Annotated in this window: 23 protein-coding genes, 1 tRNA gene and 1 pseudogene; 20 read left to right on the plus strand and 5 right to left on the minus strand. The window is 40.1% G+C overall.

Annotated features, from left to right (window positions below; all coding sequences use genetic code 11):
• The first annotated feature begins 103 nt into the window (after window positions 1-103).
• From ACTJJD_RS09895 to ACTJJD_RS09920, 6 genes are all read left to right on the plus strand, one after another.
• Window positions 104-850 (plus strand): ABC transporter ATP-binding protein, encoded by a 747-nt coding sequence (locus ACTJJD_RS09895; protein ID WP_008349096.1) that lies wholly within the window; start codon window positions 104-106, stop codon window positions 848-850.
• Window positions 828-2294, plus strand: coding sequence for a hypothetical protein (locus ACTJJD_RS09900; protein ID WP_440608348.1), 1467 nt, complete (start codon window positions 828-830; stop codon window positions 2292-2294). The genes ACTJJD_RS09895 and ACTJJD_RS09900 overlap by 23 nt, the downstream gene beginning before the upstream one ends.
• Window positions 2278-3183, plus strand: coding sequence for a PqqD family protein (locus ACTJJD_RS09905; protein WP_008349091.1), 906 nt, complete (start codon window positions 2278-2280; stop codon window positions 3181-3183). Before ACTJJD_RS09900 ends, ACTJJD_RS09905 begins: the two co-directional genes overlap by 17 nt.
• Window positions 3180-3461 carry a hypothetical protein gene (locus tag ACTJJD_RS09910; RefSeq protein ID WP_008349089.1) on the plus strand — a complete coding sequence of 94 codons (282 nt, stop codon included), beginning with the start codon at window positions 3180-3182 and terminating at the stop codon, window positions 3459-3461. The genes ACTJJD_RS09905 and ACTJJD_RS09910 overlap by 4 nt, the downstream gene beginning before the upstream one ends.
• A 79-nt stretch (window positions 3462-3540) precedes the next feature.
• Complete coding sequence (locus tag ACTJJD_RS09915; protein ID WP_440608349.1) at window positions 3541-4221, plus strand: hypothetical protein; 681 nt, start codon at window positions 3541-3543, stop codon at window positions 4219-4221.
• 127 nt (window positions 4222-4348) lie between these two features.
• Window positions 4349-4422: transfer RNA gene (locus ACTJJD_RS09920), tRNA-Gly, on the plus strand.
• 96 nt (window positions 4423-4518) lie between these two features.
• On the opposite strand, the gene ACTJJD_RS09925 is transcribed toward ACTJJD_RS09920, so the two are convergent.
• Window positions 4519-5115, minus strand: a complete 597-nt coding sequence (locus tag ACTJJD_RS09925) for a hypothetical protein (RefSeq protein ID WP_217816446.1) — start codon at window positions 5113-5115, stop codon at window positions 4519-4521.
• Window positions 5116-5198: 83 nt separating this feature from the next.
• Between ACTJJD_RS09925 and queG the strand changes: the two genes are divergently transcribed.
• The 9 genes from queG to ACTJJD_RS09970 all read left to right on the plus strand — a co-directional run bounded on the left by queG (window position 5199) and on the right by ACTJJD_RS09970 (window position 15040).
• Window positions 5199-6347 (plus strand): tRNA epoxyqueuosine(34) reductase QueG, encoded by a 1149-nt coding sequence (queG, locus tag ACTJJD_RS09930; RefSeq protein WP_026050065.1) that lies wholly within the window; start codon window positions 5199-5201, stop codon window positions 6345-6347.
• A 61-nt stretch (window positions 6348-6408) separates the two neighbouring features.
• A complete protein-coding gene (locus ACTJJD_RS09935; RefSeq protein ID WP_440608350.1) occupies window positions 6409-7311 on the plus strand; it encodes an amidase domain-containing protein in 903 nt (300 codons plus the stop codon).
• 43 nt (window positions 7312-7354) lie between these two features.
• Window positions 7355-7828, plus strand: a complete 474-nt coding sequence (gene trmL / locus ACTJJD_RS09940) for a tRNA (uridine(34)/cytosine(34)/5-carboxymethylaminomethyluridine(34)-2'-O)-methyltransferase TrmL (protein ID WP_440608351.1) — start codon at window positions 7355-7357, stop codon at window positions 7826-7828.
• Between the two features lie 442 nt (window positions 7829-8270).
• Window positions 8271-10166, plus strand: coding sequence for a PrkA family serine protein kinase (locus ACTJJD_RS09945; protein ID WP_017360374.1), 1896 nt, complete (start codon window positions 8271-8273; stop codon window positions 10164-10166).
• A gap of 140 nt (window positions 10167-10306) precedes the next feature.
• The gene (gene yhbH, locus ACTJJD_RS09950; RefSeq protein WP_007497035.1) at window positions 10307-11470 is read left to right on the plus strand and encodes a sporulation protein YhbH; all 1164 of its coding nucleotides are present in this window, start codon (window positions 10307-10309) and stop codon (window positions 11468-11470) included.
• 363 nt (window positions 11471-11833) lie between these two features.
• Window positions 11834-12466: an HlyD family efflux transporter periplasmic adaptor subunit gene (locus ACTJJD_RS09955; RefSeq protein WP_007497037.1), complete on the plus strand. Its 633-nt coding sequence runs from the start codon at window positions 11834-11836 to the stop codon at window positions 12464-12466.
• A gap of 39 nt (window positions 12467-12505) precedes the next feature.
• Window positions 12506-14125 carry a DHA2 family efflux MFS transporter permease subunit gene (locus ACTJJD_RS09960; protein ID WP_061418487.1) on the plus strand — a complete coding sequence of 540 codons (1620 nt, stop codon included), beginning with the start codon at window positions 12506-12508 and terminating at the stop codon, window positions 14123-14125.
• A 17-nt stretch (window positions 14126-14142) separates the two neighbouring features.
• A complete protein-coding gene (locus tag ACTJJD_RS09965; RefSeq protein WP_008358701.1) occupies window positions 14143-14667 on the plus strand; it encodes an NAD(P)H-dependent oxidoreductase in 525 nt (174 codons plus the stop codon).
• A 13-nt stretch (window positions 14668-14680) separates the two neighbouring features.
• Window positions 14681-15040 (plus strand): hypothetical protein, encoded by a 360-nt coding sequence (locus tag ACTJJD_RS09970; RefSeq protein ID WP_050827088.1) that lies wholly within the window; start codon window positions 14681-14683, stop codon window positions 15038-15040.
• A 115-nt stretch (window positions 15041-15155) separates the two neighbouring features.
• Here ACTJJD_RS09970 and cspB read toward each other — a convergent pair whose 3' ends face one another.
• Complete coding sequence (cspB, locus tag ACTJJD_RS09975; RefSeq protein WP_008349061.1) at window positions 15156-15356, minus strand: cold shock-like protein CspB; 201 nt, start codon at window positions 15354-15356, stop codon at window positions 15156-15158.
• 211 nt (window positions 15357-15567) lie between these two features.
• Entirely contained in the window at window positions 15568-16659 is a 1092-nt protein-coding gene (locus ACTJJD_RS09980) for a GGDEF domain-containing protein (RefSeq protein ID WP_050827089.1), read from the minus strand.
• 94 nt (window positions 16660-16753) lie between these two features.
• Between ACTJJD_RS09980 and ACTJJD_RS09985 the strand changes: the two are divergent.
• A pseudogene (locus tag ACTJJD_RS09985) lies at window positions 16754-17133 on the plus strand (hypothetical protein).
• A 34-nt stretch (window positions 17134-17167) separates the two neighbouring features.
• Here the strand turns inward: ACTJJD_RS09985 and ACTJJD_RS09990 are convergent.
• Window positions 17168-17584: a hypothetical protein gene (locus tag ACTJJD_RS09990; protein ID WP_024719940.1), complete on the minus strand. Its 417-nt coding sequence runs from the start codon at window positions 17582-17584 to the stop codon at window positions 17168-17170.
• Window positions 17585-17737: 153 nt separating this feature from the next.
• On the opposite strand from ACTJJD_RS09990, the gene ACTJJD_RS09995 reads away from it, so the two are divergent.
• Together ACTJJD_RS09995 and ACTJJD_RS10000 are read left to right on the plus strand one after the other, a co-directional pair.
• Window positions 17738-18244 carry a YhcN/YlaJ family sporulation lipoprotein gene (locus ACTJJD_RS09995; RefSeq protein ID WP_008349054.1) on the plus strand — a complete coding sequence of 169 codons (507 nt, stop codon included), beginning with the start codon at window positions 17738-17740 and terminating at the stop codon, window positions 18242-18244.
• 156 nt (window positions 18245-18400) lie between these two features.
• The gene (locus tag ACTJJD_RS10000; protein ID WP_017366908.1) at window positions 18401-19276 is read left to right on the plus strand and encodes a hypothetical protein; all 876 of its coding nucleotides are present in this window, start codon (window positions 18401-18403) and stop codon (window positions 19274-19276) included.
• A gap of 29 nt (window positions 19277-19305) precedes the next feature.
• Here the strand turns inward: ACTJJD_RS10000 and ACTJJD_RS10005 are convergent, their stop codons facing one another.
• Entirely contained in the window at window positions 19306-19950 is a 645-nt protein-coding gene (locus tag ACTJJD_RS10005) for a spore coat protein (protein ID WP_058337542.1), read from the minus strand.
• A 143-nt stretch (window positions 19951-20093) separates the two neighbouring features.
• Between ACTJJD_RS10005 and ACTJJD_RS10010 the strand changes: the two genes are divergently transcribed.
• A complete protein-coding gene (locus tag ACTJJD_RS10010) occupies window positions 20094-23456 on the plus strand; it encodes a CheR family methyltransferase (RefSeq protein ID WP_440608352.1) in 3363 nt (1120 codons plus the stop codon).
• Window positions 23457-23538: 82 nt separating this feature from the next.
• The gene (locus tag ACTJJD_RS10015) at window positions 23539-26445 is read left to right on the plus strand and encodes a 5'-nucleotidase C-terminal domain-containing protein (protein ID WP_440608353.1); all 2907 of its coding nucleotides are present in this window, start codon (window positions 23539-23541) and stop codon (window positions 26443-26445) included.
• The last annotated feature ends 14 nt before the right edge of the window (window positions 26446-26459 follow it).

A 26459-nucleotide genomic window follows, 5' to 3' on the forward strand; every position in this document is an offset into this window, starting at 1 on the left:
TTCATCTTTTTACTTCTTAGATAAGACACCAGGGCTAAACCGTCTGTGGCGGGCGGTTTAGCCTGATCTGTTTTTAAAGAATATGCAGACACTTGGAGGTTATATGTTTACGATCGAGAATTTAACCAAGACGTATAAAAATAACGTGACTGCTGTCAATGATTTTCATTTGAAAATTGCCCCTCATCAAATCGTTGCTGTGGCTGGACCAAATGGATCCGGTAAAACAACGATGATTAACTGTGTACTTGGCATCATTAAGCATACAGAAGGAACCATTCATATCAAGGATGTCACAAATGATGATCCTTCCTTTAAAAAACAAGTCGCCTATGTTCCAGATGATCTGCTGCTCCCTGAAGCATTGACTGGTGCTGAATATTTAGATTTTGTTTCTTCTATGTATGAATGTAAAACAATTCAAAGAAGAAATCAACTAATTGAATTGTTTGATATGGAATCAGCTTTATCAAGACCGATTGAAACCTATTCCCATGGAATGAAAAAAAAGACACAGCTGATTGCTGCCTTTATGCTTGAGAGTCAATTAGTGATCATGGATGAGCCCTTTAGAGGACTTGATATTGAAGCGGTTATAAACACAAAGAAACTGATGAAACGTTATGCCGAGCACCATGGTGCAATCTTGCTTTCAACGCATGATATGCTTTCAGCGGAAGAGCTGTGCCACAAGATCGCCATTATTTCTAAAGGAAATAAAATGGATGAAGGGACGGTTTCAGCCTTAAAAGAAAAGTATCAATCAAGCACATTGGAACAGGTGTTTCTGAAAGCTTCAATGTTAAGTGATAGGGGTGCACATTTTGATGAAATCATTAATCATTTCTAAAATGATGCTTAAAATGTGGCAGCAGGAGATGTATAAGCTCTTTGATACTCAAACGAAGCGAATCATTGTGGTCTTATTCTTTTTGTTTGCAGTCACAATGGGAGCCATCGTCGGATACAGTTTTACGGGTGTCTTTATGAAGGCTTTCTTAAATGGAGATGAACGTTCACTTGGGTTGTTGGTTGTGTCGATGGCAATCAATGCATCCATTTTTACAAGCTTGTTATTTGTGCTGATCAAAGTCAGAACACCTGAACAAGATCGTTTTTCTATGCAGCTCAGCTGGTTTCCGCTGTCTACCTTTCAAAAAAGTCTTGGTTACTTCATTCCGATGGTGACAGTCGTGACAGGGCTTGTTTTATTTTTCATCGGGATCTTGCTTTTACCTAATTTTATTGCACAAGGGATCGGTATTTTCTTTATTCATACATTCTTTTTGATGGTGCTGTTGCAATCGCTCTTTGTCTTAACACTGCTTCAGCTCATTTACAACGTGACTTATTTACTCGTACTAAAATTAAAATTACCGTTGCAAAAATTTGCAGCGATATTTGTTTTATTAGCGCTAGTTGTAGCGTATGGAATGACACATTTCGACATCAATCAAATACAGCAATCATATGTACAGTTTGATTATCATTTGATGTATTTTACAGCACCGTTTTTCTTAGCGGCACAAGGGATGTCTCCTGACGGGGTGAATTATGCGATGTTGATCCTCTTCATCCTATTATCTGCGGGAGGCGCATTTATTTCTCTTGCTTTAATGCCAATTATGGCTGAGAAAAAAGCGTTAACCTTTCTGCACAAACTGCCATTTTCATCTTCGAAAAAGTGGTCACTCATTGTAAAGGAAATAAAGTCACAAGTGAGAAATGAAGAAAATATTTTAAACTTTCTCATCCTCCTTATTGTCATTTTATTTGTCCGTTATCAGTTTGCCTTCCGCTTTGAAGGAGAAGCTTTTTTTGTCCTATGTGCGCTAGCTGGGTTAACAGCTTTTAATTCATTTGGCAATGACAAACGTATGCTTGGGATGTATAAAACGTTTGGTCTAAGGCCGTGGGAAGTGGCACTTTATAAGTTCCTCGGGCTTTTGCTCGTTGGTGTGATCCAAATTGTTTTATTTATGATCACAACACTGACGCTCCCGGATCAGATCTGGATCGTGTTGATTGGCGCTGCTGTCTTGTGTAATGCAACGGCTCTCTTTTATGTGGTAGGTATTTTATTACCCCTTGATCGAAATAATCCTTACACAGGTATTTTCTCGTTTGGAGCGCTTATTTTAATCATGATTCCGATTGTATTTATTGGAAACTATGTGATAGGGGAATCGAGTCAAATGCTTCAGTGGCTGCTTGTGGCAGGATTTGAATGTCTGCTCATCTTTGCCATATATAAAGGTTTTTCATGGAGGTATTCACATGATTCAACTTCTTAACAATAAGCTAAAGATTGAGCGGGTGCCGGCACTTGCGCCATATGTGACTTTACAAAAAAGGCATTTGACTGATACGCAGTACGGAAGCTCACTTCCAATTAACGAAAGTGCATATCATATGTTAACGAAAGTGGATGGTCAAAGGACAGAGGCGAGTATTACGGCAGAACTCGCCGATTTGTTTCAGGTCGATGAGTCTGTGATTGCCCGCGATTTTTATCAATTGATGATGGGGCTGAATCAGCATCACTTGCTGTCGATTCATTATCAATCGCCATATCGGACTGTCACAGCCTTCTGTCAATTTTTTAAGCAGTATCAAGTAAAGATGAAAGAGCGGTTTGACTGCACGGGTCATTCATTTCTTCACATATTGGGTACGGCTCTGCTGATGGTGACGCGCAAAATCATCTTTTTCTGGGTGCTCTTTATGATCATGGCGGGAATCGCCTTTTTATTTATTCCTGATCCATCGATTGCAGCCATTGCCATTTATTTTACGATTATTTATTTTGGATTAATTACTGGAACTGCCTTGCATGAGGCGGCACATGGGTATGCACATCGGAAGTTCGCCGGCCGGGATGGTCCTCAAGGCTTTTTTGCGAGCGATATGATGTCTGTGAAATTTGTGCGGCCTGTTTTAGATCCGTTTCAGAAAAAACAGGTGTGGATTACACTGCTTGGTCCGCTTTTGCCGGGGCTCATTGGCGCAGCCGGAATCATTGTGACTGTTTTATTTCTAAAAGAAAATCCAATTTCGACAGGGTTTTTCATTTTTTCAATCACGTATTTTATTCAATTGCTCTACCTTCTTCCGTTTATGGGGGATGGTAAGTCTATTATGAAGCAGTTATTGCTTGGTGGAATGGGAGGACAACGATCATGAACGTTCAGGCAATGAAACAAGGTGCAATTGTTGGTAGTTTCCTAGGTTTCTTAGGTTTTCCGATGCTGACTATTGGTGTTCTGTTCTATCACTTATTTCAATCAAAAACAAATAATGAATTATTATTTAACAGTCTTGCTTTTGAGATGGAAGGTTCGTCTGCATTTACGTTCCAAATCAAACCAAACTTTTTTATTTATATGGTGGTCATTTTTGCTGTCAGTTTTCTCATTGTGGCATTCCTATCAGCAATGAAACAGAAAAAAGCGAAAGATTAGGAGAATTCTCCTAATCTTTTTTTGTATAATCAACCAAATTTTAGTATAATAAAAAATAAAAGTATAAAAGGGGATATCAATGATTAATAAATGGAGCATTCTTTTATTTACTGTTTTTCTATTAGCAGGATGCGGCGAGAAGGCTGCAGAAACAACAACGACAGAGAAAACGGTCTCAGAAAAACCTGCAACAGAGAAAAATAAGGAAACAGCAACTCACGAAGAAGTAACTGTCGAACCTATGAAACTAACAAAAAATGAAAAAATTCTTTTGGAAGCATTATCAGATAAGCCGTTTGAAGCGATGACAGTGAAAGGACTAAAAGGCAGTAATAAAAGTGTATCCTTGATCGGTATGCATTACAAAGATGGACAATTATTAAAAGAAGATACAAAAAAAATCTCCATTGACCTTCATCAAAATGGCGTCGATAACAGTGTGAATTTTATCTATCAGCTAGAAGATGAAAAAGATGATCTGTTAAAAGTAACGTATAGCTTATGGAAAGATAAAGAGCAAAGCGAACTAACGAAACTCTCGACTAGCATGGATTTCAAACAGGACGTGGGAGGAAACACAACGATATCAGCTTCAGATCTTTTTCACATGTCTCCTGGAGAGAAAAAATTAATTTCTACTACCATCACAACTGGAATGAACCATGAGTTTTCTGGTTTAACAGGTTCTGAAAAGAATCTGAAAGAGGAATTAAAAGATGTGAAGCAGGCTTATTTGGTGTATTTGCAGCTAGACAAATAACTATCGTAATATATATGGAGAATATGAAATTTTTTGACGAAAAATCTTCATATTCTCTTGACGAATTGTTAAGAAAGTTGTAACATAATAAAAGTCAACGCAATGATGTTGTCTTTAAAAGATTGATGCGGGTGTAGTTTAGTGGTAAAACCTCAGCCTTCCAAGCTGATGTCGTGAGTTCGATTCTCATCACCCGCTCCAATACATAATTTTGTTTATAACGCAGTATTTCGTTTCATAGATAAACGAAGTGTTGCGTTTTTTATTATGTCAGTATAATGTAAAAAGCACTGTGACCTACAGTGCTTTTTCAATGAGTTCATATTTGCTTTCTCCACCATGTATTTGTATAAACATCTTCGTCAAGGATTGTATAAGCGCTTCACTCTTTTCCCGGGAAATAGATGGTGGGAAGAGAATGATTTGAAGAATGCTTTTTGTGTCTTGAGAAATTTGAGCTTTATTTGCTTGAGAAAATAACCCTTTAAGCTCTGCGCCATCCTGCCATTCAATATGACCAGTTTCATTTTTGGATAATGAAAGGGGCCCTTTCAATTGATCGGCATCTAATGTAAGGATAGGCAAGAAATATTTTAATGAAAAAAATATCGACAAATCCTGTACGGAATTGGTCGAGTCAATAAATTGTTCTTTTTGAATATCAGCAAGAAGCGGAAGAAAGGGGATACCTTCTAGAAGATTCGTCCATTCTTTGATCGCTGGTACTTCTTCCAAAGTTTGATCCTCATATTCAAAAAACAAAGATTCTTGAAACAGACGCAGTCGGCCTTTTAACATTTGAGGGGATTTTCCTATCTCAATATGTGAATATTCAATCTGTCCAACATGGATAGACGGGCTTTTAGGTTGGGAGATTTCCATTTGTATCTTCACAGTGACTCACTCCAATCGGTCATGATACACTCGTATTATACTGAAAACAACTGAAGAAACAAAGAAAGGAGGTTTGCAAGGTGATTCATGTTGGACAATTAAAAGAAGAATTAATTCAATATGCGAACGAAATTGGTGTCGATAAAATTCGATTTGCAAGTGCTGATACATTTGATTCATTAAAGGACCGCCTCATCTTGCATGAATCGTTAGGGTATTTGTCCGGTTTTGAAGAGCCTGATATCGAAAAACGAACAAATCCTGCTTTGCTGCTTCCAAAAGCAAAATCAATTGTCGCCATTGCGCTCGCATATCCTTCTAAAATGAAAGATGCTCCCCGAAGTACAAAGGATGCAAGAAGAGGGATTTTTTGCAGGGCTTCATGGGGAACTGATTATCATGTTGTGCTGAAAAAAAAGCTCGACATGCTTGAAGAATTTTTGCGCAGTAAACACGAAGATATACGGACAAAATCAATGGTGGACACAGGTGAATTGTCTGACCGTGCTGTAGCCGAACGTGCTGGCATTGGCTTTAGTGCAAAGAACTGTATGATTATCACACCTGAGTTCGGATCTTATGTCTATTTGGCTGAGATGATTACAAATGTTCCATTTGAACCGGATGAGAAAATAGAAGACCAGTGCGGAACTTGTAATAAATGTGTGGATTCATGCCCAACGGGTGCTCTTGTGAATCCAGGCCAGCTCAATTCTCAAAGGTGTATTTCGTTTTTAACACAGACAAAAGGGTTTTTACCTGACGAATTTCGCTCGAAAATAGGAAATCGGTTGTATGGATGTGATACGTGCCAAACGGTCTGCCCAATTAATAAAGGGAAAGACTTTCATCTACATCCTGAAATGGAGCCGGACCCTGAAATTGCAAAGCCGCTCTTAAAGCCACTGCTGACAATCAGCAATCGTGAATTTAAAGAGAAGTATGGTCATGTTTCTGGATCATGGCGAGGGAAAAAGCCTATTCAGCGGAATGCCATTTTGGCACTTGCTCACTTTAAAGATACATCTGCTTTGCCAGATTTGGTTGACCTGATGCATAAAGATCCAAGACCGGTCATTCGAGGCACGGCTGCTTGGGCAATCGGTAAAATTGGCGATGGTCAGCAGCTTTCAGAACTCGAAAAAGCCCTTGAACGGGAAAGTGATGAAGAAGCAAAACAAGAGATCATCAAAGGGATTGAATTGTTACAAACACCTTTAAATACTAAATAACCTCCCATTGAACATAGAATGAACCAAACAGAGATGTTAAAAAAAGTTTGGTGGTGTCTGTGTGAAACAATTATTAGAACAAACGTTAGAAGACAGACTGGCATATTTATTAAATGGCAGTACGATCAAACAGCCGCAGCTGATGTCTGATGTGGAAGCTGTGGAGCGAAAGAAAGAGCTGTTTGCAAGAAGACAAGTTGAGATTGTCAAGGCGAAAGCAAAAGCAAAACTTCTCGATTCAGCTATTCAAGATGATGGAGCTCAGCAAGTACAATATCTCGCTCACCTCACTTATGTCTGTAAGGATATAGACGATTCTTTTTATTTAGAGGAACAGGTTGAGAAAAGAGAAGCGTTTCTTTATAACGACATGCTTGTGAAAGATCGGATGATGTTAGAAGAACGACAAAAGGAAGATCAGGTGAATGAGCGCTTCCAAAATGAAGACCAATTTGGAAGAGCTTTTCACTATGACCGGCGTGCAGCTGTTCAATATGCTGAGACGTATTGGAATAAACGAAATCCAGCCTATAAAAATTTTGAAGATAACTGTACGAATTTTATTTCACAATGTCTAAAAGCAGGGAATGCGCCAACGAGAGGATATCCGAACCGTGGATCTGGCTGGTGGGTTCGTCCACATACATGGAGCTACAGCTGGACGGTGGCACATTCGATGAAAAATTATTTAGCCAATTCCAAAGCGGGGTTGAGAGCGAAGAAGCTCAAGGAGCCGCAAGAGCTTCAAATAGGTGATGTGATTTGCTACGATTTTGAAGGTGACGGTAGGTATAATCATACAACCATTGTGGTTGATCATGATAAAGGCGGAATGCCTCTTGTGAATGCACAAACGTATGACAGCCGTATGCGTTACTGGTCGTATGAAGATTCAACGGCTTATACACCTAGTATTCGTTATACGTTTTTTCACATTTTGGACGATGCTCCGAAGGGTAGTTAATGGTATAATGTTGAGCGGAAAAGAAAATTAGAGGTGAACTTTTTTGGGACTTCATGTCGTTTTATATCAACCAGAAATTCCAGCTAATACTGGAAATATTGCGCGAACATGTGCAGCAACAAATACAACACTTCATCTGATTCGTCCGCTTGGTTTTTCGACAGATGATAAAATGCTGAAGCGTGCAGGACTCGATTATTGGAAATATGCCAATGTCGTCTATCATGATTCATTAGATGAATTATTTGAGGCTCATCCGAAGGGGCAATTTTTCTACATCACAAAGTTTGGGCAAAAGTCGCATACAACGTTCGATTACTCGCAGCTAGATGAAGACTACTTTTTCGTATTTGGCAGAGAGACGAGTGGATTGCCAAAAGATTTGATTGAACGGAATATGGATCGCTGTCTACGTTTACCAATGACAGAGCATGTTCGTTCACTGAATCTATCGAATACGGCAGCGATTCTTGTATATGAGGCGCTTCGCCAGCAACAATACCGAGATTTGATATAAGAACATGATAAAAGCCGAGATCCCATCTCGCTTTCAGTGAATATGTAAGTGCTGAAAATATGAACGAAATGAAAAAGGATGTTCCGCTGATGGAACATCCTTTTTTTCATTTACCAGGCTTGCCTTCGTAGCCAGCTGTGAAAATGGATACTAAAAACGTAATGATGACGCCCATCATAATGACCGTTCTCATATAAGCTCCCCCTTATCCCTTTGTTCCTTCGCTGCCGGTTTCATATGTTGTGAAGTTCGCCTTGAAAAGCAGGAGATGAAGATCATTTTTCTCCTGTTTTTCCTTTATTATGAAGGGTCTTGCGGATGGTTGTCAATTCAGTTTGCCAATTCGTCATTTTGAAGAACGAAAGCATGTAATAGGACGCCTCCGCATAGATTGTAAAACAGTATCTGATTTCTAGCTTCAATCTTGAAAGAGGAGGTTCATATGGATATTTTAAAGAAAATTGAACAGCACAGAGAAGAAGAGCAGCGACTGAAATGGGAAGGCACCTTCAGCGAATATTTAGATATTATTAAAGAAAATCCACTTGTCGCTCAATCTGCTCATTCTCGCGTTTATCATATGATTAAGGACAGCGGGATTGAAGAGGAGAATGGGGTCAGAACCTACAAATTTTTTGATCAGGAGCTTTTTGGTTTAGAGGAATCATTGGAAAGGCTAGTGGAAGAGTATTTTCACCCTGCGGCTAAACGTTTAGATGTCAGAAAGCGTATTTTATTGTTAATGGGTCCAGTCAGCGGCGGGAAATCGACGCTTGTCACAAGGCTGAAAAGAGGGCTGGAAGAGTATTCACTAACAGATCATGGCGCAGTCTATGCGATTAAAGGCTGCCCAATGCATGAAGATCCGCTTCATCTCATTCCGCAAAATCTGCGGGAGGATTTCTATAGAGAATACGGCATACGTGTGCAGGGGAATTTATCACCTTTGAACTTGATGAGGCTCGAAGAGGAATATGGTGGCCGCATTGAGGATGTGAGAGTGGAACGAATTTTTTTCTCAGAGGACAAACGGACCGGCATTGGTACCTTCAGCCCGTCTGATCCGAAATCTCAGGACATTGCCGACTTAACAGGAAGTATTGATTTTTCAACGATTGCTGAATTTGGTTCAGAGTCAGATCCGCGTGCGTACCGGTTTGATGGAGAGCTCAATAAAGCGAACCGTGGAATGATGGAATTTCAGGAGATGTTGAAGTGTGATGAGAAATTTCTATGGCATCTTCTTTCATTAACGCAGGAGGGAAATTTTAAGGCGGGGCGTTTTGCGTTGATTAGTGCGGATGAATTGATTGTTGCACATACGAATGAAACGGAGTACCGATCATTTATTTCGAATAAAAAGAACGAGGCTTTACACTCAAGAATTATTGTGATGCCGATCCCTTATAATTTAAAGGTGACAGAGGAAGAACGCATTTATCATAAGATGATTTCAGAAAGTGATGTCTCAGATGTTCATATTGCACCGCATACGCTAAAGGTAGCTGCGATGTTCTCTATTTTGACAAGGCTGAAAGAGCCGAAGCGGTCTGATATCGATTTGGTGAAAAAAATGCGACTGTATGATGGGGAAAGTGTCGAAGGTTTCCAATCTGTTGATATTGATGAGATGAAAAAGGAATTTCATGACGAAGGAATGAGCGGAATTGACCCGAGATATGTCATTAACCGCATTTCATCCACCATTATTCGAAAGAACATGGAATCCATCAATGCACTGGATGTCCTCCGTTCCTTAAAAGAAGGACTCGATCAGCATCCATCGATCTCAAGTGAAGATCGGGAACGTTATTTGAATTTTATTTCTGTCGCACGAAAAGAGTATGACGATATGGCGAAGAAGGAAGTTCAAAAGGCATTTGTGTATTCCTATGAGGAGTCTGCGAAAACTCTCATGGATAATTACTTAGATAATGTTGAGGCGTACTGCAATAAAAACAAACTGCGTGATCCGTTAACAGGTGAAGAAATGAATCCTGACGAAAAGCTCATGCGTTCAATTGAGGAACAGATCGGCATTTCTGAAAACGCCAAAAAGGCATTCAGAGAAGAAATCCTTATTCGGATTTCAGCTTATGCGAGAAAGGGCAAACGCTTTGATTATAATTCTCACGAGAGATTACGAGAAGCCATTCAGAAGAAGCTCTTTGCCGATTTGAAAGATGTCGTGAAAATTACGACATCGACGAAAACGCCGGATGAGCAGCAGTTGAAAAAGGTCAATGAAGTAGTGGCGCGATTGATTGATGAGCATGGCTATAATTCTACAAGTGCAAATGAACTCTTAAAATATGTAGGCAGTCTTCTGAATCGTTAATAAATGAAGGAGGCATTATTGGCGCAAACCAGCACCGGTAATGTCTTTTTTAAAAATCGTCGTCATTTCGACGACGACCAGCATACGATAATGGAATCGATGGGTACAAGAATTGTCCAAAAAGGTGAGGAGGGGGATGGATGTCCCGGCAAGAAAAAAGTCAGTTTATTGTGTCTCAGGAAGACTGGTCCCTCCATCGAAAAGGCTTTGATGACCAGCAGCGTCATCAGAAAAAAGTCAAAGAGGCGATTAAAAACAATTTGCCGGATCTTGTCACAGAGGAAAGCATCATTATGTCTAATGGCAAAGATGTGGTCAAAATTCCGATCCGGTCTTTAGATGAATATAAAATTCGGTACAACTATGATAAGAATAAGCATGTAGGTCAAGGGGATGGAGACAGCCAAGTTGGCGATGTGGTCGCTCGGGATGGATCTGACAGTAAGCAAGGGCAGGGAAAAGGGCAAGGTGCTGGAGATCAAGCCGGTGATGATTATTACGAAGCAGAAGTCTCATTAATGGATTTAGAGGAAGCGCTGTTTCGTGAGCTGGAGCTACCAAATCTTAAACAAAAAGAACTTGATGATATTGTTGTCGAGGAAATTGAGTTTAATGATATTCGCAAAACGGGGTTAACCGGTAATATCCATAAAAAACGAACAATGCTGTCAGCATTTAAACGAAATGCCATGACAGGAAGCCCTTCCTTTTATCCCATTTATCCAGAGGATATTAAATATAAGACGTGGAATGAAGTCACCAAACCAGAATCAAAAGCGGTTGTCCTAGCGATGATGGATACGAGCGGAAGTATGGGGCTTTGGGAAAAATATATGGCGAGAAGCTTTTTCTTTTGGATGACACGTTTCTTGCGGACAAAGTATGAGACAGTCGAGATCGAATTCATTGCCCACCATACAGAGGCGAAGGTCGTAGACGAGGAGCACTTCTTTTCTCGGGGAGAGAGCGGGGGAACCATTTGTTCTTCTGTCTATCGAAAGGCACTAGAGCTCATAGACGAACGATATCCTCCGTCACGATATAATATTTATCCTTTCCATTTTTCTGATGGTGATAATTTGACCTCTGATAATGCACGGTGCGTGAAGCTCGTTTCTGAAATTATGAAAAAAGCCAATTTATTTTGTTATGGTGAAGTGAATCAATATAATCGGCATTCTACGTTAATGTCAGCATACAAACATATTCAGGATGAGAAATTTAAGCATTATATTTTGAAGCAAAAATCAGACGTTTTTCTCGCATTAAAAAAATTTTTTCAGCAGGAAGAAGTTCTTTCTTAAAGAGAACATTCAAAAAAACCTTTCAGCATAAGGGCTGAAAGGTTTTTTGTGTGGAGAAGGAAGGGATCACCAGAAAAAAAGTAAAACTTTCTCTTTGACATTTCAATTTTCATTTATTAATATTTAATCTTGTTAAATAAAAGTTTTTCAAAAAAAGATGCCGATCGTCTTTTCTTCTTTTTCTGCTTTTTGCTCATAAGTGAACAATAAGTATAAATGGGCTGCACACCATTTTCAGCAGAGTAGAAAAAGTGGAAACAGGCAGCTCTATGAGCTTGTTTCATAATCTGTCAGATGATGGGCATTCTAAGTTTGCTAAAGCAGATGACACTATATTTTTATACATGAAAGGAGAAACAAAACATGAACAGAGGGCGTTTATTGCTAACGAATATTATTGGCCTTATTGTGATTCTTGCCATTATTGCCGGAGGTGCTTATTACTACTACGAAAGCACAAACTTCGTAAAAACAGATGAAGCAAAAGTGACAGGTGACATGTACCAAATTACAGCGCCAGCAGCTGGACAAATCAAAGGCTGGGACATCAATGAAGGTGACGAAGTGCAAAAAGACAGCACAGTTGCAAAAGTTGAAGGAGAAGCAAAAACAAACATTAAAGCAGTGGCTGATGGCACATTAGTCAAAAAAGAAGTACAAAACAACCAACAAGTGCAGCCTGGGACAGTTCTTGGTGAAACGATTGACCTAAGCAAGCTTTACATTACAGCGAATATTAAAGAAACAGACATTAAGAACATTGAAAAAGGCGACAAAGTGGACATCGTTGTAGACGGCGATCCTGATACAACATTTGAAGGAACAGTTGAACAAATTGGTTATGCAACAAACTCAACATTCAATATGCTGCCAGCAACAAACTCAAGTGGTAACTACACGAAAGTGACACAAAAAGTAGCAGTGAAAATTTCAATTAAAAATCCATCTGACAAAGTACTTCCAGGTATGAATGCTTCTGTCAAAATTTCATCTTAATGATGACTGATATCAAAAAATGAAAGGAGGTTGTCTGAGATGGCAAATCAACCTGCAGCGACAAAACAGGGAGCAGGCTCCTTGTCTTTACTGATCATTTTAATGGCCGGTTTGTTCGTAGCGATTTTAAACCAAACGCTTTTGAACGTAGCCATGCCCCATTTAATGACTGAATTTAATGTGAGTGCGACGACAATTCAGTGGCTTACAACAGGTTACATGCTTGTCAACGGTGTGCTCATTCCGTTATCTGCGTTTTTAATCACGCGTTTTGGCCAGCGCAGCTTATTCCTCGTGGCGATGATTTCATTTACACTAGGGACTTTTATTTGCGGTATTGCGCCAAACTTTTCTACGATGCTGATTGGTCGTTTGATTCAGGCAGTCGGTGGCGGTATCTTACAGCCGCTCGTCATGACAACAATCCTTTTTATTTTCCCTCCAGAAAACAGAGGGAAAGGAATGGGGATTTTTGGTCTTGCGATGATGTTTGCGCCAGCTGTCGGACCAACGTTATCTGGTTATATTATTGAACACTATTCATGGCGTATTATGTTTTATGGACTTGTACCAATCGGTGCGATTGTCATTATCGCGGCTTTCTTTATGTTTAAAAATATTGTAGAGCCTAAAAAAATCAAGCTGGACACTCTTGGTGCGATTCTGTCGATCGTTGGTTTTGCTTCGCTTCTATACGGAGTGAGTGAAGCGGGAAGTGATGGTTGGACAGATCCAATCGTTTTATCTACGATTATCATTGGTGCGATTGCGATCATTCTCTTTATTTTCCAACAGCTAAAAGCGGATAATCCGATGCTTGATTTCCGCGTGTTTAAATACAGCATTTTCTCATTATCAAGTGTTATTAACATTATTATTACCGTTGCCTTATACACTGGGATGTTCTTACTTCCGATCTACTTGCAGAACCTCGTTGGGTTTACTGCACTGCAATCGGGGTTATTAATGCTTCCAGGGGCACTTGCGATGCTGATTATGTCTCCAATTTCAGGGATCTTGTTTGATAAATTTGGACCTCGTCCACTTGCCATTGTGGGGATGCTGATTACGGTTGTTACCACATACGAGTTTACAAGGCTGACGATTGATACATCTTATAGTCACATTGTGCTCATGTATGCAGTACGTGCTTTTGGTATGTCACTCTTAATGATGCCAGTCATGACTGCTGGGATGAACCAATTACCGCAGCATTTAAACAGTCATGGTACAGCGATGTCAAACACACTGAGACAAATCAGTGGTTCGATCGGTACGAGTTTGATCACGACGATTTATACAAATCGCACGACATTCCATTATTCCAATATGGCAGATCAAACGAATACAGCTGACCCGTTCTTTATGAATTCATTCCAGGCGGCTGTCTCTCATGTGATGCACCATATGGGCATGACAGCAGAAGCTGCTCAAAAATATGTGTCGACCCAGCTCTTTACGAAAGCACAAGTCGATTCCAATGTGATGGGCATCAATGATGCTTACATGTGGGTGACATTATTCTGTGCAGCTGGTGTGATTCTCAGCTTGTTCCTGCGAGATGTACGTAAGGATAAAAAGCGAAAAGAAAAGCAGGATAAGAAACAAGAAATGACATTGCTTCCAGCACCTAAGGAAGCAAACCAAGATGCAAGATAAGTGTGGAGGGACCGTACATGAAAATTTATGTCGTATACGATAGTGAAGGTGACCATACAAAAGCACTTGCAGAAGCGATTGCAGCTGGCGCAGGTGAAACAGAGCAAGCTGAAGTGTTCATTGATCATGTGAAAGATGCGGATATCCGCAAGCTTGATCAAATGGATGCAATCATTTGGGGCTGCCCTGGTCACTTTGGTACCATTAGTTCTGGATTAAAGACATGGATTGACCGTCTTGGGTATTTATGGGCAGAAGGAAAACTCATCGATAAAGTCGGTGCCGTTTTCTGTACCACTGCAACAACACACGGCGGATTAGAAATGACGATGCATAATTTGATTACGCCAATGTTCCATCAAGGGATGCTTGTGGTCGGCCTTCCTGGAAATGTTCCAGAAAATGCGTTATACGGCTCTTATTATGGAGCAGGTGTGACGTGCCCGATTGATTCTGATGAAGTGATTTCTGCAGAAGGCATTGAGCTGGGGAAAGCATTAGGAAGACGTGTAGCATCAGTCACTGCGTCATTTAAGCGATAAGGAGAGGGTTCTTTTGGCGACGATTATTGTAGCGTTAGTAGCTGCTTTTCTAGTTATTATCGGATTAGTAGCGTTCAATGTCAGACACGCTTCGGCCGAGAAGGAAGAGATCAAAGAAGATGTATCGAATCATCCTGACGTGCCGCATAGCGAGCCAGAAGTTGCGGCGAGACCTGTAGAGCCTGAAGTGGAAGAAAAAGCGTCAGAGCCTTCTCAGACAGATGATGCTCCGTCAGGTGATGATTTCTATAGACAGGCGCTTCAAAAGTTTAAGCAGCCAGAACCACCTGTCAAAGAAGAAGAACCAGAGACGAAAATGAATGATGATATGTATCGTTCTGCTTTACAGAAACTAAAGCAGAAGGACAAATAAAAAGAGAACCTCTCGTCAGGTTCTCTTTTTTTTATTGCACAAAAAAACCGCCGGCATAAAAGCCGAGCGGTTTTCCTTCACTCTATAAAGTGCTAAAAGAGCAGATGCTCTTAAATTACGCTTTGTTAACGTTAGCAGCTTGTGGTCCACGGTTACCTTCAACGATTTCGAAAGAAACTGATTGACCTTCTTCTAAAGTTTTGAAGCCTTCGCCTTGGATAGCAGAGAAGTGAACGAATACATCGTCTTGACCTTCTACTTCGATGAATCCGAAACCTTTTTCAGAGTTGAACCATTTTACTTTACCTTCTAACATGAAATTTCCTCCTAAAGCGATCTTAACGCTTAAATTCACTATTCTTGCTCTTACACAAACTTCAAAGACGAAAACTCTTTCAAAACTTTCTTCTTAAAGATGATACGAACAAAAATAATTACCTTTACTTTACCAGTGTTTGCGGGAAAAAACAACTGTTATACGAAAACTTTTTTAAAAATAATTAGCACTAACAAATTGAGGAAAAAGCCTATGTTAAGTGTTCTCTTTTTCGTCCAGAAAAGCTCACTTGGTTTCTGCCTGACTGCTTCGCTTTATAGAGCTCCTGGTCTGCAATAATCGGTAATTGTTTCATGTTTTCACTTGTTCCTGCATCATAAGCACATCCAATTGACACCGTAATGTAAATCGATGTTCCGTTTTGTAAATAAATTGGCTGATCCGCCATTTTTTTTCGTAAACGTTCCGCAATTTGCCATGTTTTTTCAACGGAACAATTCGGTAAAAGCACAGCAAATTCTTCACCGCCGATTCGCCCAATATAATCAGAGCTTCTTGTGTTCTTAATCAGCCTTGTTCCGATTTCTTTTAAAACGATATCTCCCTCATGATGTCCATACTGATCATTGATGGTTTTGAAATAATCGATGTCTAGATAAATCAAGGACATTTGATGGATAGGTTGCTTTAAGTTCAGAGAAAAAGCATCATTTAATATCTCATCGAATTTCCGTTTATTTAAAACACCAGTTAAAAAGTCATAATGAGCTTGGAATTTATACAAATTTAACATCTGATACGCTTTTGTTTGATGCTCAATGACATAAAAGTTAAATAAACCGGCAATATACGAGAACATCCAATAGGCAGCATGCAGTTCAAATGACCTTTCATTGACGATGATGATAAATAAAATCGTCGCTATGACGTTGCTCATGGTAATAGATAATAGCATTTTTACGACGTGATTGATATGACGCTCAGCAATTAAAAAGGAAGCTGTGGCGATAAATATCATGGAAAAAATATTAATGAAAGAAGCGACATTGGCTTCGATTAATAATCGGCCAATAATGATCACACAGGCTGCAATGAACGTTTGTGCAATGCCTCCATAAAATGCCGTTAAAATAAGGGGGATATGTCTTAAATCGATGATGGCTGGTCCTGCTTTAATAGAGAAAAACATTAAGAGGACACCGAGTAACCCAGAAATCATTCCTTTATAAATTTGTCTGAGCAGGGTGTCTTCCTTTTTTAAAAAATTCTCTTTAAACACAAGCATCAATAAATAATGGAAAGTGACAAGAATTGTTAAATTAATAAAGAGGTCTCTTAGCAAAATAAAATCACCTTTTTAAAATTACTAAAATTTGTTGCAAAAGAAAAGGGGAAACAAGATAATTAATAAAAATTTCACTTATGAGGGGTTTAAAATGAGGAGAAAACAATTTCCAGATCGAACGGACTCGCTTTCTTTTTTGAGACGTGGCCTGATGAAGGATTTGAACGAGATATGCCCATTGAATATCAAGATCTAACGTTTCGGTTTGAGAATGAGGAAGAGCGATTTGTGGTGACGATGTCTCTTGGAGTACAAGAATTTTCTTTGAGGGCTGTTCGAAAAAAGGACGCATCCGTTTTAGGAGTATATGCCTTTAAAACTGTGCGACATGTAGAAATAAAAAAGGATCGGCAGCATGAAAAAGAGCTGTTGATACTATTAGATGGTGTGGAACGGTTTGTTATCACGATCGAAATTACCTTCTTGCCTTCCTTCTGCATCATGGTGAAAGAGCATTTTTCGGGAGAATAAACAGGAGCCTTCTGAAAAAAGGCTCCTGTTTTAGTTATTTGTGCTCGATGTCATTGAGTACTTGCTGAATAGATTCATCATCCATTACATTCATGACACTTTCATCAATGTGAAGAGACTGGGCGTAAGACTCTCTCGGCGGCTGATGGGTTTGGTATGTTTTCGATGATGTTTGATGCTGGCTTGTTTCATTAGGCTGGACAGCGGTGAATGCTTGCTTGATCATTTGTCCTACTTCAGCTGTGCCTTTTGAGTCTTTACGTGAATGTGAATGGGACTCATGACGAGATGACTCATGATGGTGTTGATCTTTGCCTTTCATCATTGAGGACAAATTCATTTGAGTCATGCTGCTTAGTCTTCTCCGTAATAGTGGTGAAAATAATGCAATGATGGCTGTTGATGCTGCGATCATTGCACCAGTACTCATACCTTTTCTCTTTTTAAACAAACGAATCCCTCCATTTGATCGTGATGATACTTCTTCATCATGTTTAGGATGACCAATCAAGGCTGATTTATGAATTCATTGCTGAAATAGAGGATGTGTGCATAAAAAGTCTGCTGGATGAAAAACCTATGAGCAAAAGGAGGGAATAAATTGATGAATAAGAAATGGATGCTATCTTTATTACTCGTTCCAACATTGATCACTGCTGGGTGTGGAATGAACAATCAAGGCGATGAACGAAGAGGAACAATGAAACGACAGTACGAAAATGTCACATATAAGAACGACAACATGAGACAGGATCAACCAAATGTACAAACACCTCAGAAGGTGAAAGTGGCAGATAAGGCATCAGAGCTTGTTGCCAACATGTCTGAAGTGAAAACAGCGAACGTACTTGTCACAGGGAAAAATGCATTTGTTGCTGTCGTGCTTGAAGGCAATAAAAGCGGAGATGTAACAGACGATTTGAAAAAGAAAATTTCTGACAAAGTCAAATCGACGGATCAACAAATTGATAATGTGTATGTATCTGCTAATCCAGACTTTGTCGATCGTATGGCAGGGTACGGAAAACGTATTAGAAGTGGAGAGCCAATTTCAGGATTCTTCGACGAGTTTACTGAAACGGTTCGACGTGTTTTCCCTGAATCAAAATAGCTACGACAAAAGCCGTATGTCATATGCGGCTTTTTTGTTTGGAACCGCACCTTGCGCACCTGACTGCATAAAGTAAAAAATATATCACCTCTTGTTGATCTTTGTTTTTTCATAGAAAGAGAAAGAGGTTGCAGGATGAATTCAGGTGGGGAGTAAATGAAAGCAAAACCGTCATTAATTCATAAAAAACTTGTAAGCGGAATGATTGCAGCAGGTTTGATTTTTTATGCGTTCACTGCGTACTTGATTTATGTAGCGTTCCAGCTGACAGGGCAATATCTAGAGCAGTATTCGTCGCCTAAAACGGTCTTAACGGAAGGACTCAATAAGCAAGTCTATGAACATATTCGAATCTACTATGCAAAGGATGAGGGCGCCTTTGTCGATCTGACCATAGAAGCGCTGGAACAGGCAAAGAAGAGAACGATGTCAGTGTTTCAGTATGAAGCTGACAAACCGTTAGATATCATTTATTTTGATGATAAAGAAACGATTGAGCAATTTGCCGGCATCAAGCATATTACAGGTTTTTATTCTGATGTTGATCATATGATTGGATTATACCCAGATAAACGGGAAGAATTGTTGAAGAAAGAGACACTGCCTTTATACTTTTTCAACACGTTATTCATTCATGAGTATGCCCATTTTGTTTTCTATGAAAAGGTGCATGCATACAATGTATCTCCAGTCGTCTTTCCCCTTTGGTTCCATGAAGGAACAGCAGAATGGACGGCCTATGATGTGCTGAACGCCACGTCTGAACGGTTTGACGTCATTCCTTTTAAATCTCTTTATTCTGATCAAGACTGGCAAGAATCTCGCACGACGTATGAGACAGATGTTTATTTACAAAGCTACTATATGATCTATGAGCTTGTGCAGCTTTATGGACGAGATGTCATACATGAGATCATGGAGGAAACGGCGAAAACTAGTCGTTTTGATAGAGGGTTTGAACAAGCGACAGGACAACGTCTCACAGATTTTGAAGAGCAATTTAAACTGAATTATCAAAGAAACAACGGCTGACCTGTAAATAGGTCGGCCGTTGTTTTTGGTTAATGAAGCGGTTTTTGCTGATTGGCTTTGCTTGGCGGCATCTGCACTTGTCCCTGCATAGGGGCAAATGTAGACGTCATCGCCTGCATATCTTGAGCTGTAAGCTGCGGAACTTGATAATAGCTATGTTTGTTTTGATATAAGAAAATTTCATACGCCATTTCAATAAAGTTCGGGATTTGCGCTGCAAGCACACGTCGCACCACAGGGTTTGTGACCTCTAATGCAGTCATTGAGAGTAATCCAGCATGAGATTTCACGAGACCAAGCATATGCCCTGTAATTCCCGCATCTTTTACATCCTGTATTGATTGATTAGGCTTCTTAGGCTGAGATGGTTTTATTCCGTATGTCACCTGTGTCTGTTCTTTCATCATATAAGTAGATGTTTCTTCACTAGGCTTTTGACCAGTAGAAAAGCAATCTACCGTGACGTTGTACTGGGACAATACAAATTGATATTGTCGATCTAACATGTCGGATAATGCGGGATCTTGGATAAATTGCCGAAAGATCATGTATTGATCCAAAATATTAATGGTCCCTGCTAATACCTCATGTAAATCAAATAACTCATGCCCGCCATGATTGAATTGGGGCTGCTGGACATGTCCTTGAACGTTTGGTTGCTGATCGTTTTGCATAAAGAATCCTCCTTCTGTTTATACAGTCTGTTTTAATGTGAGGAAGTTTTCCTCCTTTCATGCAAAAACATTATTTACAATTAGAGGGTTTTCTTCCTTTTTGTCGAAAAAATGTATCAGACGAATGAACATGGGGGTACCAGATGCAGGACAAAATCATTAATCGTTTGATAGAAGACGAACATGTGCAGGCACCAGTGATTGGCATCGGTGTTTCGCCGTTTGAACAGCATCATCTTGAGGCTTTTTTTCAATCATTTCCGCATGAATTAAATGCCTCTTTTATTGTTGTGCAAAATCATGTGACAGGCGATTGTGTAACTGATTTGGAAGCACTTGTTTTACCGATTGGCTACCGGGCAAAGCCGATTAAGCATGGTGAGAAAGTCATGAAAAATACGATTTATGTTTGTCCGCAGCATGCAGCTGTGACATTGACAGAAGACAAACGGCTACACATAACAGAGCAGCATCCTACGAACAAGGCGTGTGCTGTAAATTCGTTGTTTCAGTCACTTGCCAATGTGCAAAAGGAAGAGGCCTATGCGATCTTTTTTCAAAAAGGCTATTGTGTAGGAAGTGGTTTGCTTCAAATCGTTGAGCAAGGCGGTACAGCCATATCGTGCAGTGAGACAAATAGTGGGTTTGATCGTATGTATCATCAAACATTTCAAGACCCTTCTGCACTTGCGTCATATATAGCCAACATCATCAACGTTCCGCATACAGATGTTGCAGACCCTGTTTTGATCAGAATCATTGAACGTCTTGAAATGCATAAAGGAATTGCATTTTCAACCTATGAGAAGCGCAGACTGCTCTCTGTCATGCAAAAAAGAATGAGGAGTGCGAACCAATCGATCTCCTTATTGTCCGAGTACGATCGTTTATTAGAGAGAGAACCAGATGAGCTTGATCGTCTGCATGTACAGCTTTTAAGCGGCACGACTTCCTTTTTTAGAGATATGGAAGCCTTTCGAGTATGTGAACATCACATCATTCCGTCAATCATTGATAATACATTGAAAAATGGGAAATCTCGATGCCGCATTTGGATTGCAGGATGTTCTACAGGTGAAGAAGCCTATTCTTTTGCGATGTTATTTTTAGAAGAAATGAAACGAAGACAAGTGTCCATTGAACTTCAAGTGTTTGCAACAGACATCAACCGGAAAGCCATCCAAAGTGCAAGCAAAGGTGTTTATTCGCTTGAGTCTATGGCACGAATGCCAGAAAAATGGAGGGCACGATATTTCGAAAAAAAAGGTGACGCTTTTATTGTGAAGCAGTCGCTTAGAAAACATATAGTCTTTGCTCCTCACAATTTATTGATCGATTCACCTTTTATCCACCTCGATTTTATCAGTTGCCGAAATGTTCTGATGTACTTCCAGCCAGAAGTACAAAAACGAGTCTTATCTCGATTCCAATATGCACTAAAGGATCAAGGGATGTTGATATTAGGACCGAATGAAAAGGTACCCAATATCCCTCGTTTATTTCATTTGTTCAATGAAAAGTGGAACATTTACACCCACTCAAACGTTCCTAAATACAATGCAGGTCATACGGAGTTAAAAGAACGAGCTGTCCAATATATGAAAGAAGTAGAGCAGGAGTATGATGCATGTTTCATCATAGACGATTGCGAGAAAATCCTCGCGATATCAAATGGTGCCTATTCTTACTTAGCGCATGCAGAAGTCTCAGATGAATTATGTGAATATGTAACCCCTGATTATATGAAAGAGATACTAAGTCAAAGCTTTCAAAAGGTATGGACTGAAGAGACTGAGGTTGTTTTTCAACATGTCCTCATTTCGGAAAATGGAAGAAAGCAGTATGCAGATTTTACAGTGAAACATTTTGATCGCCGTTTTAAAGGAGTATACGTCATTCTCATTCGGAAGAGTGAGAGAGGAAAAAATCAAAAGAACGGCAGGGACAAAGGGATGTTAGAGCAGAATTCGGTTTATCAACAGCGAATTGTCGATTTAGAAAACGAGCTCAATGAGGTCAAACAAAAGGAGCAAGAAGCAAGGGCTCAATTAAAAGAAATAAACAAGCAAATAGAAGTGCGCGAGAAAACAAACGAGCATTTTATTAATATCATAAACAACTTAAAGGTGACAAGAGAAGAACTATACCGGCCGTCTGTGAAGCCAGAACTTGCCACGTTGTTTGTGGACCGGGAAATGAATATTCGCTATCACACTCCTACAGCTGCCTCTTTATTCACTTCAGCTCAAACCCGGCACCAGCAAACGTTTCAGTCGATGGTCAAGAAGTTATCGAAGGAAATGCTCTATCATGATATTCAATCTGTCATTTCAGATAGGCGCGTGATCGAACGTGAAATTGAAACGAACGAAGGAGAACAATTCACGGTTCATTTGACGCCTTTCTATGATCAAGATCACGAGGGAGCAGTGATGACCTGGATCAAAATGACCGAAATGACGAAATTGAAGCAGGCTCTTCATCTTGCGGTGACAGCACTTGATAACAGCCATATTCATATTGTGGTTGCAACGGGAGAAGGCGTTATTCAGTGTGTCAACCAGCGCTTTTGTCAGTTTGTACAGCAGCATGAATATGACTTGATCGGAAAAGATATTTTTTCTGTCTATTATGCGTTGTGTCAATGTGATGATCTAGCGAAACAATGGGACGTGTGTTTAAGAGAGGGCAGCTGGACAGGTGAGCTGTATTTTCAGGACTTATCAGGGCGTGAGCGATGGGAAAGAGTCTCTTTACACCGAATCGATGACCCTGACAAAATGCAGTCTACTGTCATGCGGATTTCAGAGGATATTACAAGTCAAAAACAGTCTGAGAAAATGCTGATGAAGTCTGAAATGCTGTCAGCAGTTGGACAGCTTGCAGCTGGTATTGCTCATGAGATACGGAACCCACTTACGTCGTTAAAAGGCTTTTTACAGCTAATGATTCAAAGTAAAAAGTATCAGAAGGATTATGCCGATGTGATGATGTCAGAGTTTAATCGGCTTGAGTCTATTATTAACGAATTCCTTGTGCTCTCTAGAAGTAAATCTGTTAAATTTGAACCGGTGAATGTGAATCTTCTGCTCGAAGAAGTCATTATGGTCGTTGAATCTCAGGCGGTCTTAAAAGGAGTGTCGATTCAAAAGAATCTGGCGCCCTCACTGCCACATATTCAAGGCATTCCAAATGAACTAAAACAAGTGTTCCTTAACATTCTTAAAAACGGAATTGAAGCGATGGATGGAGTAATAGGTGTGATCCAAGTGACTTCATTATTGAAAAACGACCAAATGATGCTGATATTTGAAGACCAAGGAAAGGGCATACCAGAAGAGGAGATTGGGAAATTAGGTGAACCTTTTTACACAACGAAAGAAAAAGGCACGGGTCTTGGATTAATGATGACCATTAAGATTATTGAAAGCCATGGCGGTACCATTCGTTTTGAGAGCAAAAGCTTTGAAGGGACACGTGTGATTATTACGTTTCCAAGTAATTGAGATCAGTTTTACATGAAATCCATCCAGTCTTAATAATTGCTTTGTACACTAGAAGAGATGAAGTTCAAAGGGGAGAAATCTAATGAAACGTATACAATCTATTCGAATGGTCTGTTGTTTGATTTTGGTGATATTTAGTCTGCAATCTTTACTGCCTAGTATGATGACAGCTGAGGCGTTTTCTTCTTCTGAGAAAAAGGAGACTTTATGGAAACAAACAAAGCCGATGAACATAAAAAAAGCCCGAAAACTGATAGGAGAAACGGTAACGGTGAGCGGAATCGTAACAGCAGATCAATCCGCTATAGGGAATGGGAAACTATCAACATATATTCAAGACAAAACAGCTGGTCTCAATATTTATTCTGCGCAGCCTAAGAATTTTCCAGAACTGAAAGCAGGCATGAAGGTCACGGTGACTGGCAAGGTGACGACTTATAAAGGGCTCGTTGAAATTGTGCCAGATCAAGATCGTCTGAAGATAGAGGCTGTGAATCAGCCATTGCCTTCGCCAAAGAAAGTTTCCATTAAACAATTGGAATCGGATCAGGCAATCAAATATGAAGGAAGATTAGTGAAGGTAAAAGGCTATGTAGAACAGACGCCAGATCAGCCAGCTGGCGGTGGATACAATGTGGTCATCATCGATAAAAAATATCATAGCACAGTCCTTAGAGTCATGGTTGATACGGGTGCCATTGATCAAGTGAAGACCGGAAAATGGTATGAGTTTACTGGCGTTTTAAGCAGATATGATACGCTGCAAGTACTTCCAAGACACAAAACCGATATCAAATTGCTGAAGCACCAGCCAAAGCCGCCAAAAATCAAAAAAGAATATGAGGCAACGGTAGATCGTGTTGTGGATGGAGATACCATTCATTTGAAGAAGCCTGTGCTCGGCACAACAAAGGTACGCTTCGTGAATATGGACACACCAGAAACCTACCACAAGCCCAAAAATGAATTAGATCAAAACCAACTGCGCTTTGGACAAAAAGCGACGGATTATTTAAAAACGCTTCTTTCAAGTGGTGATCGAGTCACATTAAAGATTGGCCCGGAAGCAAAGGATGGATATGGACGTCTTTTAGCTCAAGTCAAAACCAAAAAAGGGCTGAATACGAACCTAGAGCTTGTGAAAAAAGGATATGCCCCTACTTATTTCATCTGGCCTGTTGGAGATGAAAAAGAGTATCGGATGTTCCAGCAAGCAGTGAAAGATGCCAAGGAAAAAGGGCTTGGTATTTGGAATGAAGAAGATCCTCTGCTAGAACAGCCGTTTGAATTTAGAGCACGCGAGCAGAAAAAAGGGCTTACACGTTATGTTGGTGATTCATCTGCAAAAACCTACGTATCTCCTGACAGCTGGAATGAGATCGATGTGGATAAACGAGTCTTTTTTGCTTCTAAAGAAGAAGCAGAGCAGGCTGGATATCAGGCGTCAGCATCATCCAGTGAAGTCCCATTAACCATTTTAAGCATGAATGATCTGCATGGGAAAATTGATCAGCAATATGAGCTGGATGTAAAAGGTGATGGCAGTAAAGGAACATATGGACGGATGGATTTTGTGGCGGCTTATATAAAACAAAAGCAAGCTGCGCAAAAAAATACACTGACAGTTCATGCAGGAGATATGATAGGCGGAAGCTCGCCGGTTTCTTCTCTTTTACAAGATGAACCAACCGTTGAACTAATGGAGAACATCGGCTTTGATGTTGGGACAGTTGGAAACCATGAGTTTGATGAAGGTGTAGATGAATTATTGCGCATCTTAAAAGGTGGAGATCACCCGAAAGGCACAAAAGGATACGATGGGCAGAACTTCCCGCTTGTTTGTGCAAACTGTGAATACAAGGATACTGGCAAACCACTTTTACCGGCCTATGAAATCATGGATGTCGAAGGAATTCCTGTGGCTTTTATCGGAGTTGTGACAACATCAGCGGCAGGTATGGTCATGCCAGAAGGAATTAAAGACATTCAATTTACTGATGAAGTCCAAGCTGTCAATGAAGCAGCGAAGGAATTAAAGCAAAAAGGGATTAAAGCGATCGCAGTTCTGGCTCATATGACCGCCTCTCAAAATGGCGATACCATTACTGGAGAAAGTGCAAGGCTGGCCAAAGAAGGCGATGACGAAATTGATGTCATTTTCGCTGGCCATAATCACGAAGTGGTCAATGGAGAAGTGAATGGAAAATTAATTGTCCAAGCCTTTGAATACGGAAAGGCAATTGGAGAAGTCAATGTCACACTTGACCGGAAAACAAAGGATATTGTCAAAAAGAGTGCAAACATCCAGTATGTAGACCAGGCTGGTATTGAAAAGGATCAGGAGGCAGCGGACATTTTAGCTCATTACGGAAAAGAAGTGGAGCCGATTATTAGTGAGGTGGTTGGAGAAGCAGGGGTCAAGATGGAGGGCGGCTATTCAAATGATGGTGATACACCACTTGGCAATCTCATTGCGGATGGCATGAGATATTCAATGAAAAGTGACTTTGCCATGATGAATGGTGGCGGCATCAGACAAAATCTCGAAAAAGGACCCATTACTTGGGGAGACCTCTTTAATATTCAGCCATTTGGAAATGTGTTAGTGAAGCTGGACATTAAGGGGAAAGATTTAGTTGATATCATTGAAGCTCAAATATCTCCTCAATTTGGACCGGATTATAGCATTTCAGGCTTTTCTTATTCGTACAATCCGTTAACATATAAAGTAGTCGACTTAAAACTGCCTGATGGTTCTTCCGTTGATTTCGATAAAACGTATACACTCACAGTGAACAACTTCATGGCGACTGCCACTGGAAGTAAGTATGCACCGATTGGGCGGCTAGGGAAAAATCCGGAAACAGGCCCAGAAGATTTAGAAGCAACGGTCGCTTTTGTAAAGAGCTTCGAGGGAGCTTCTATTGTGTATCAAAAAGAGGGCCGAATTCAACAAGTGAAACAAGAAGAAAAGGCAGCAGCAAGCTAAAGAATCATCAGCAA

Origin of the sequence: Bacillus sp. 22446 (genome assembly GCF_052044955.1) — a bacterium.
Classification (GTDB): Bacteria; Bacillota; Bacilli; order Bacillales; family Bacillaceae; genus Bacillus; species Bacillus altitudinis.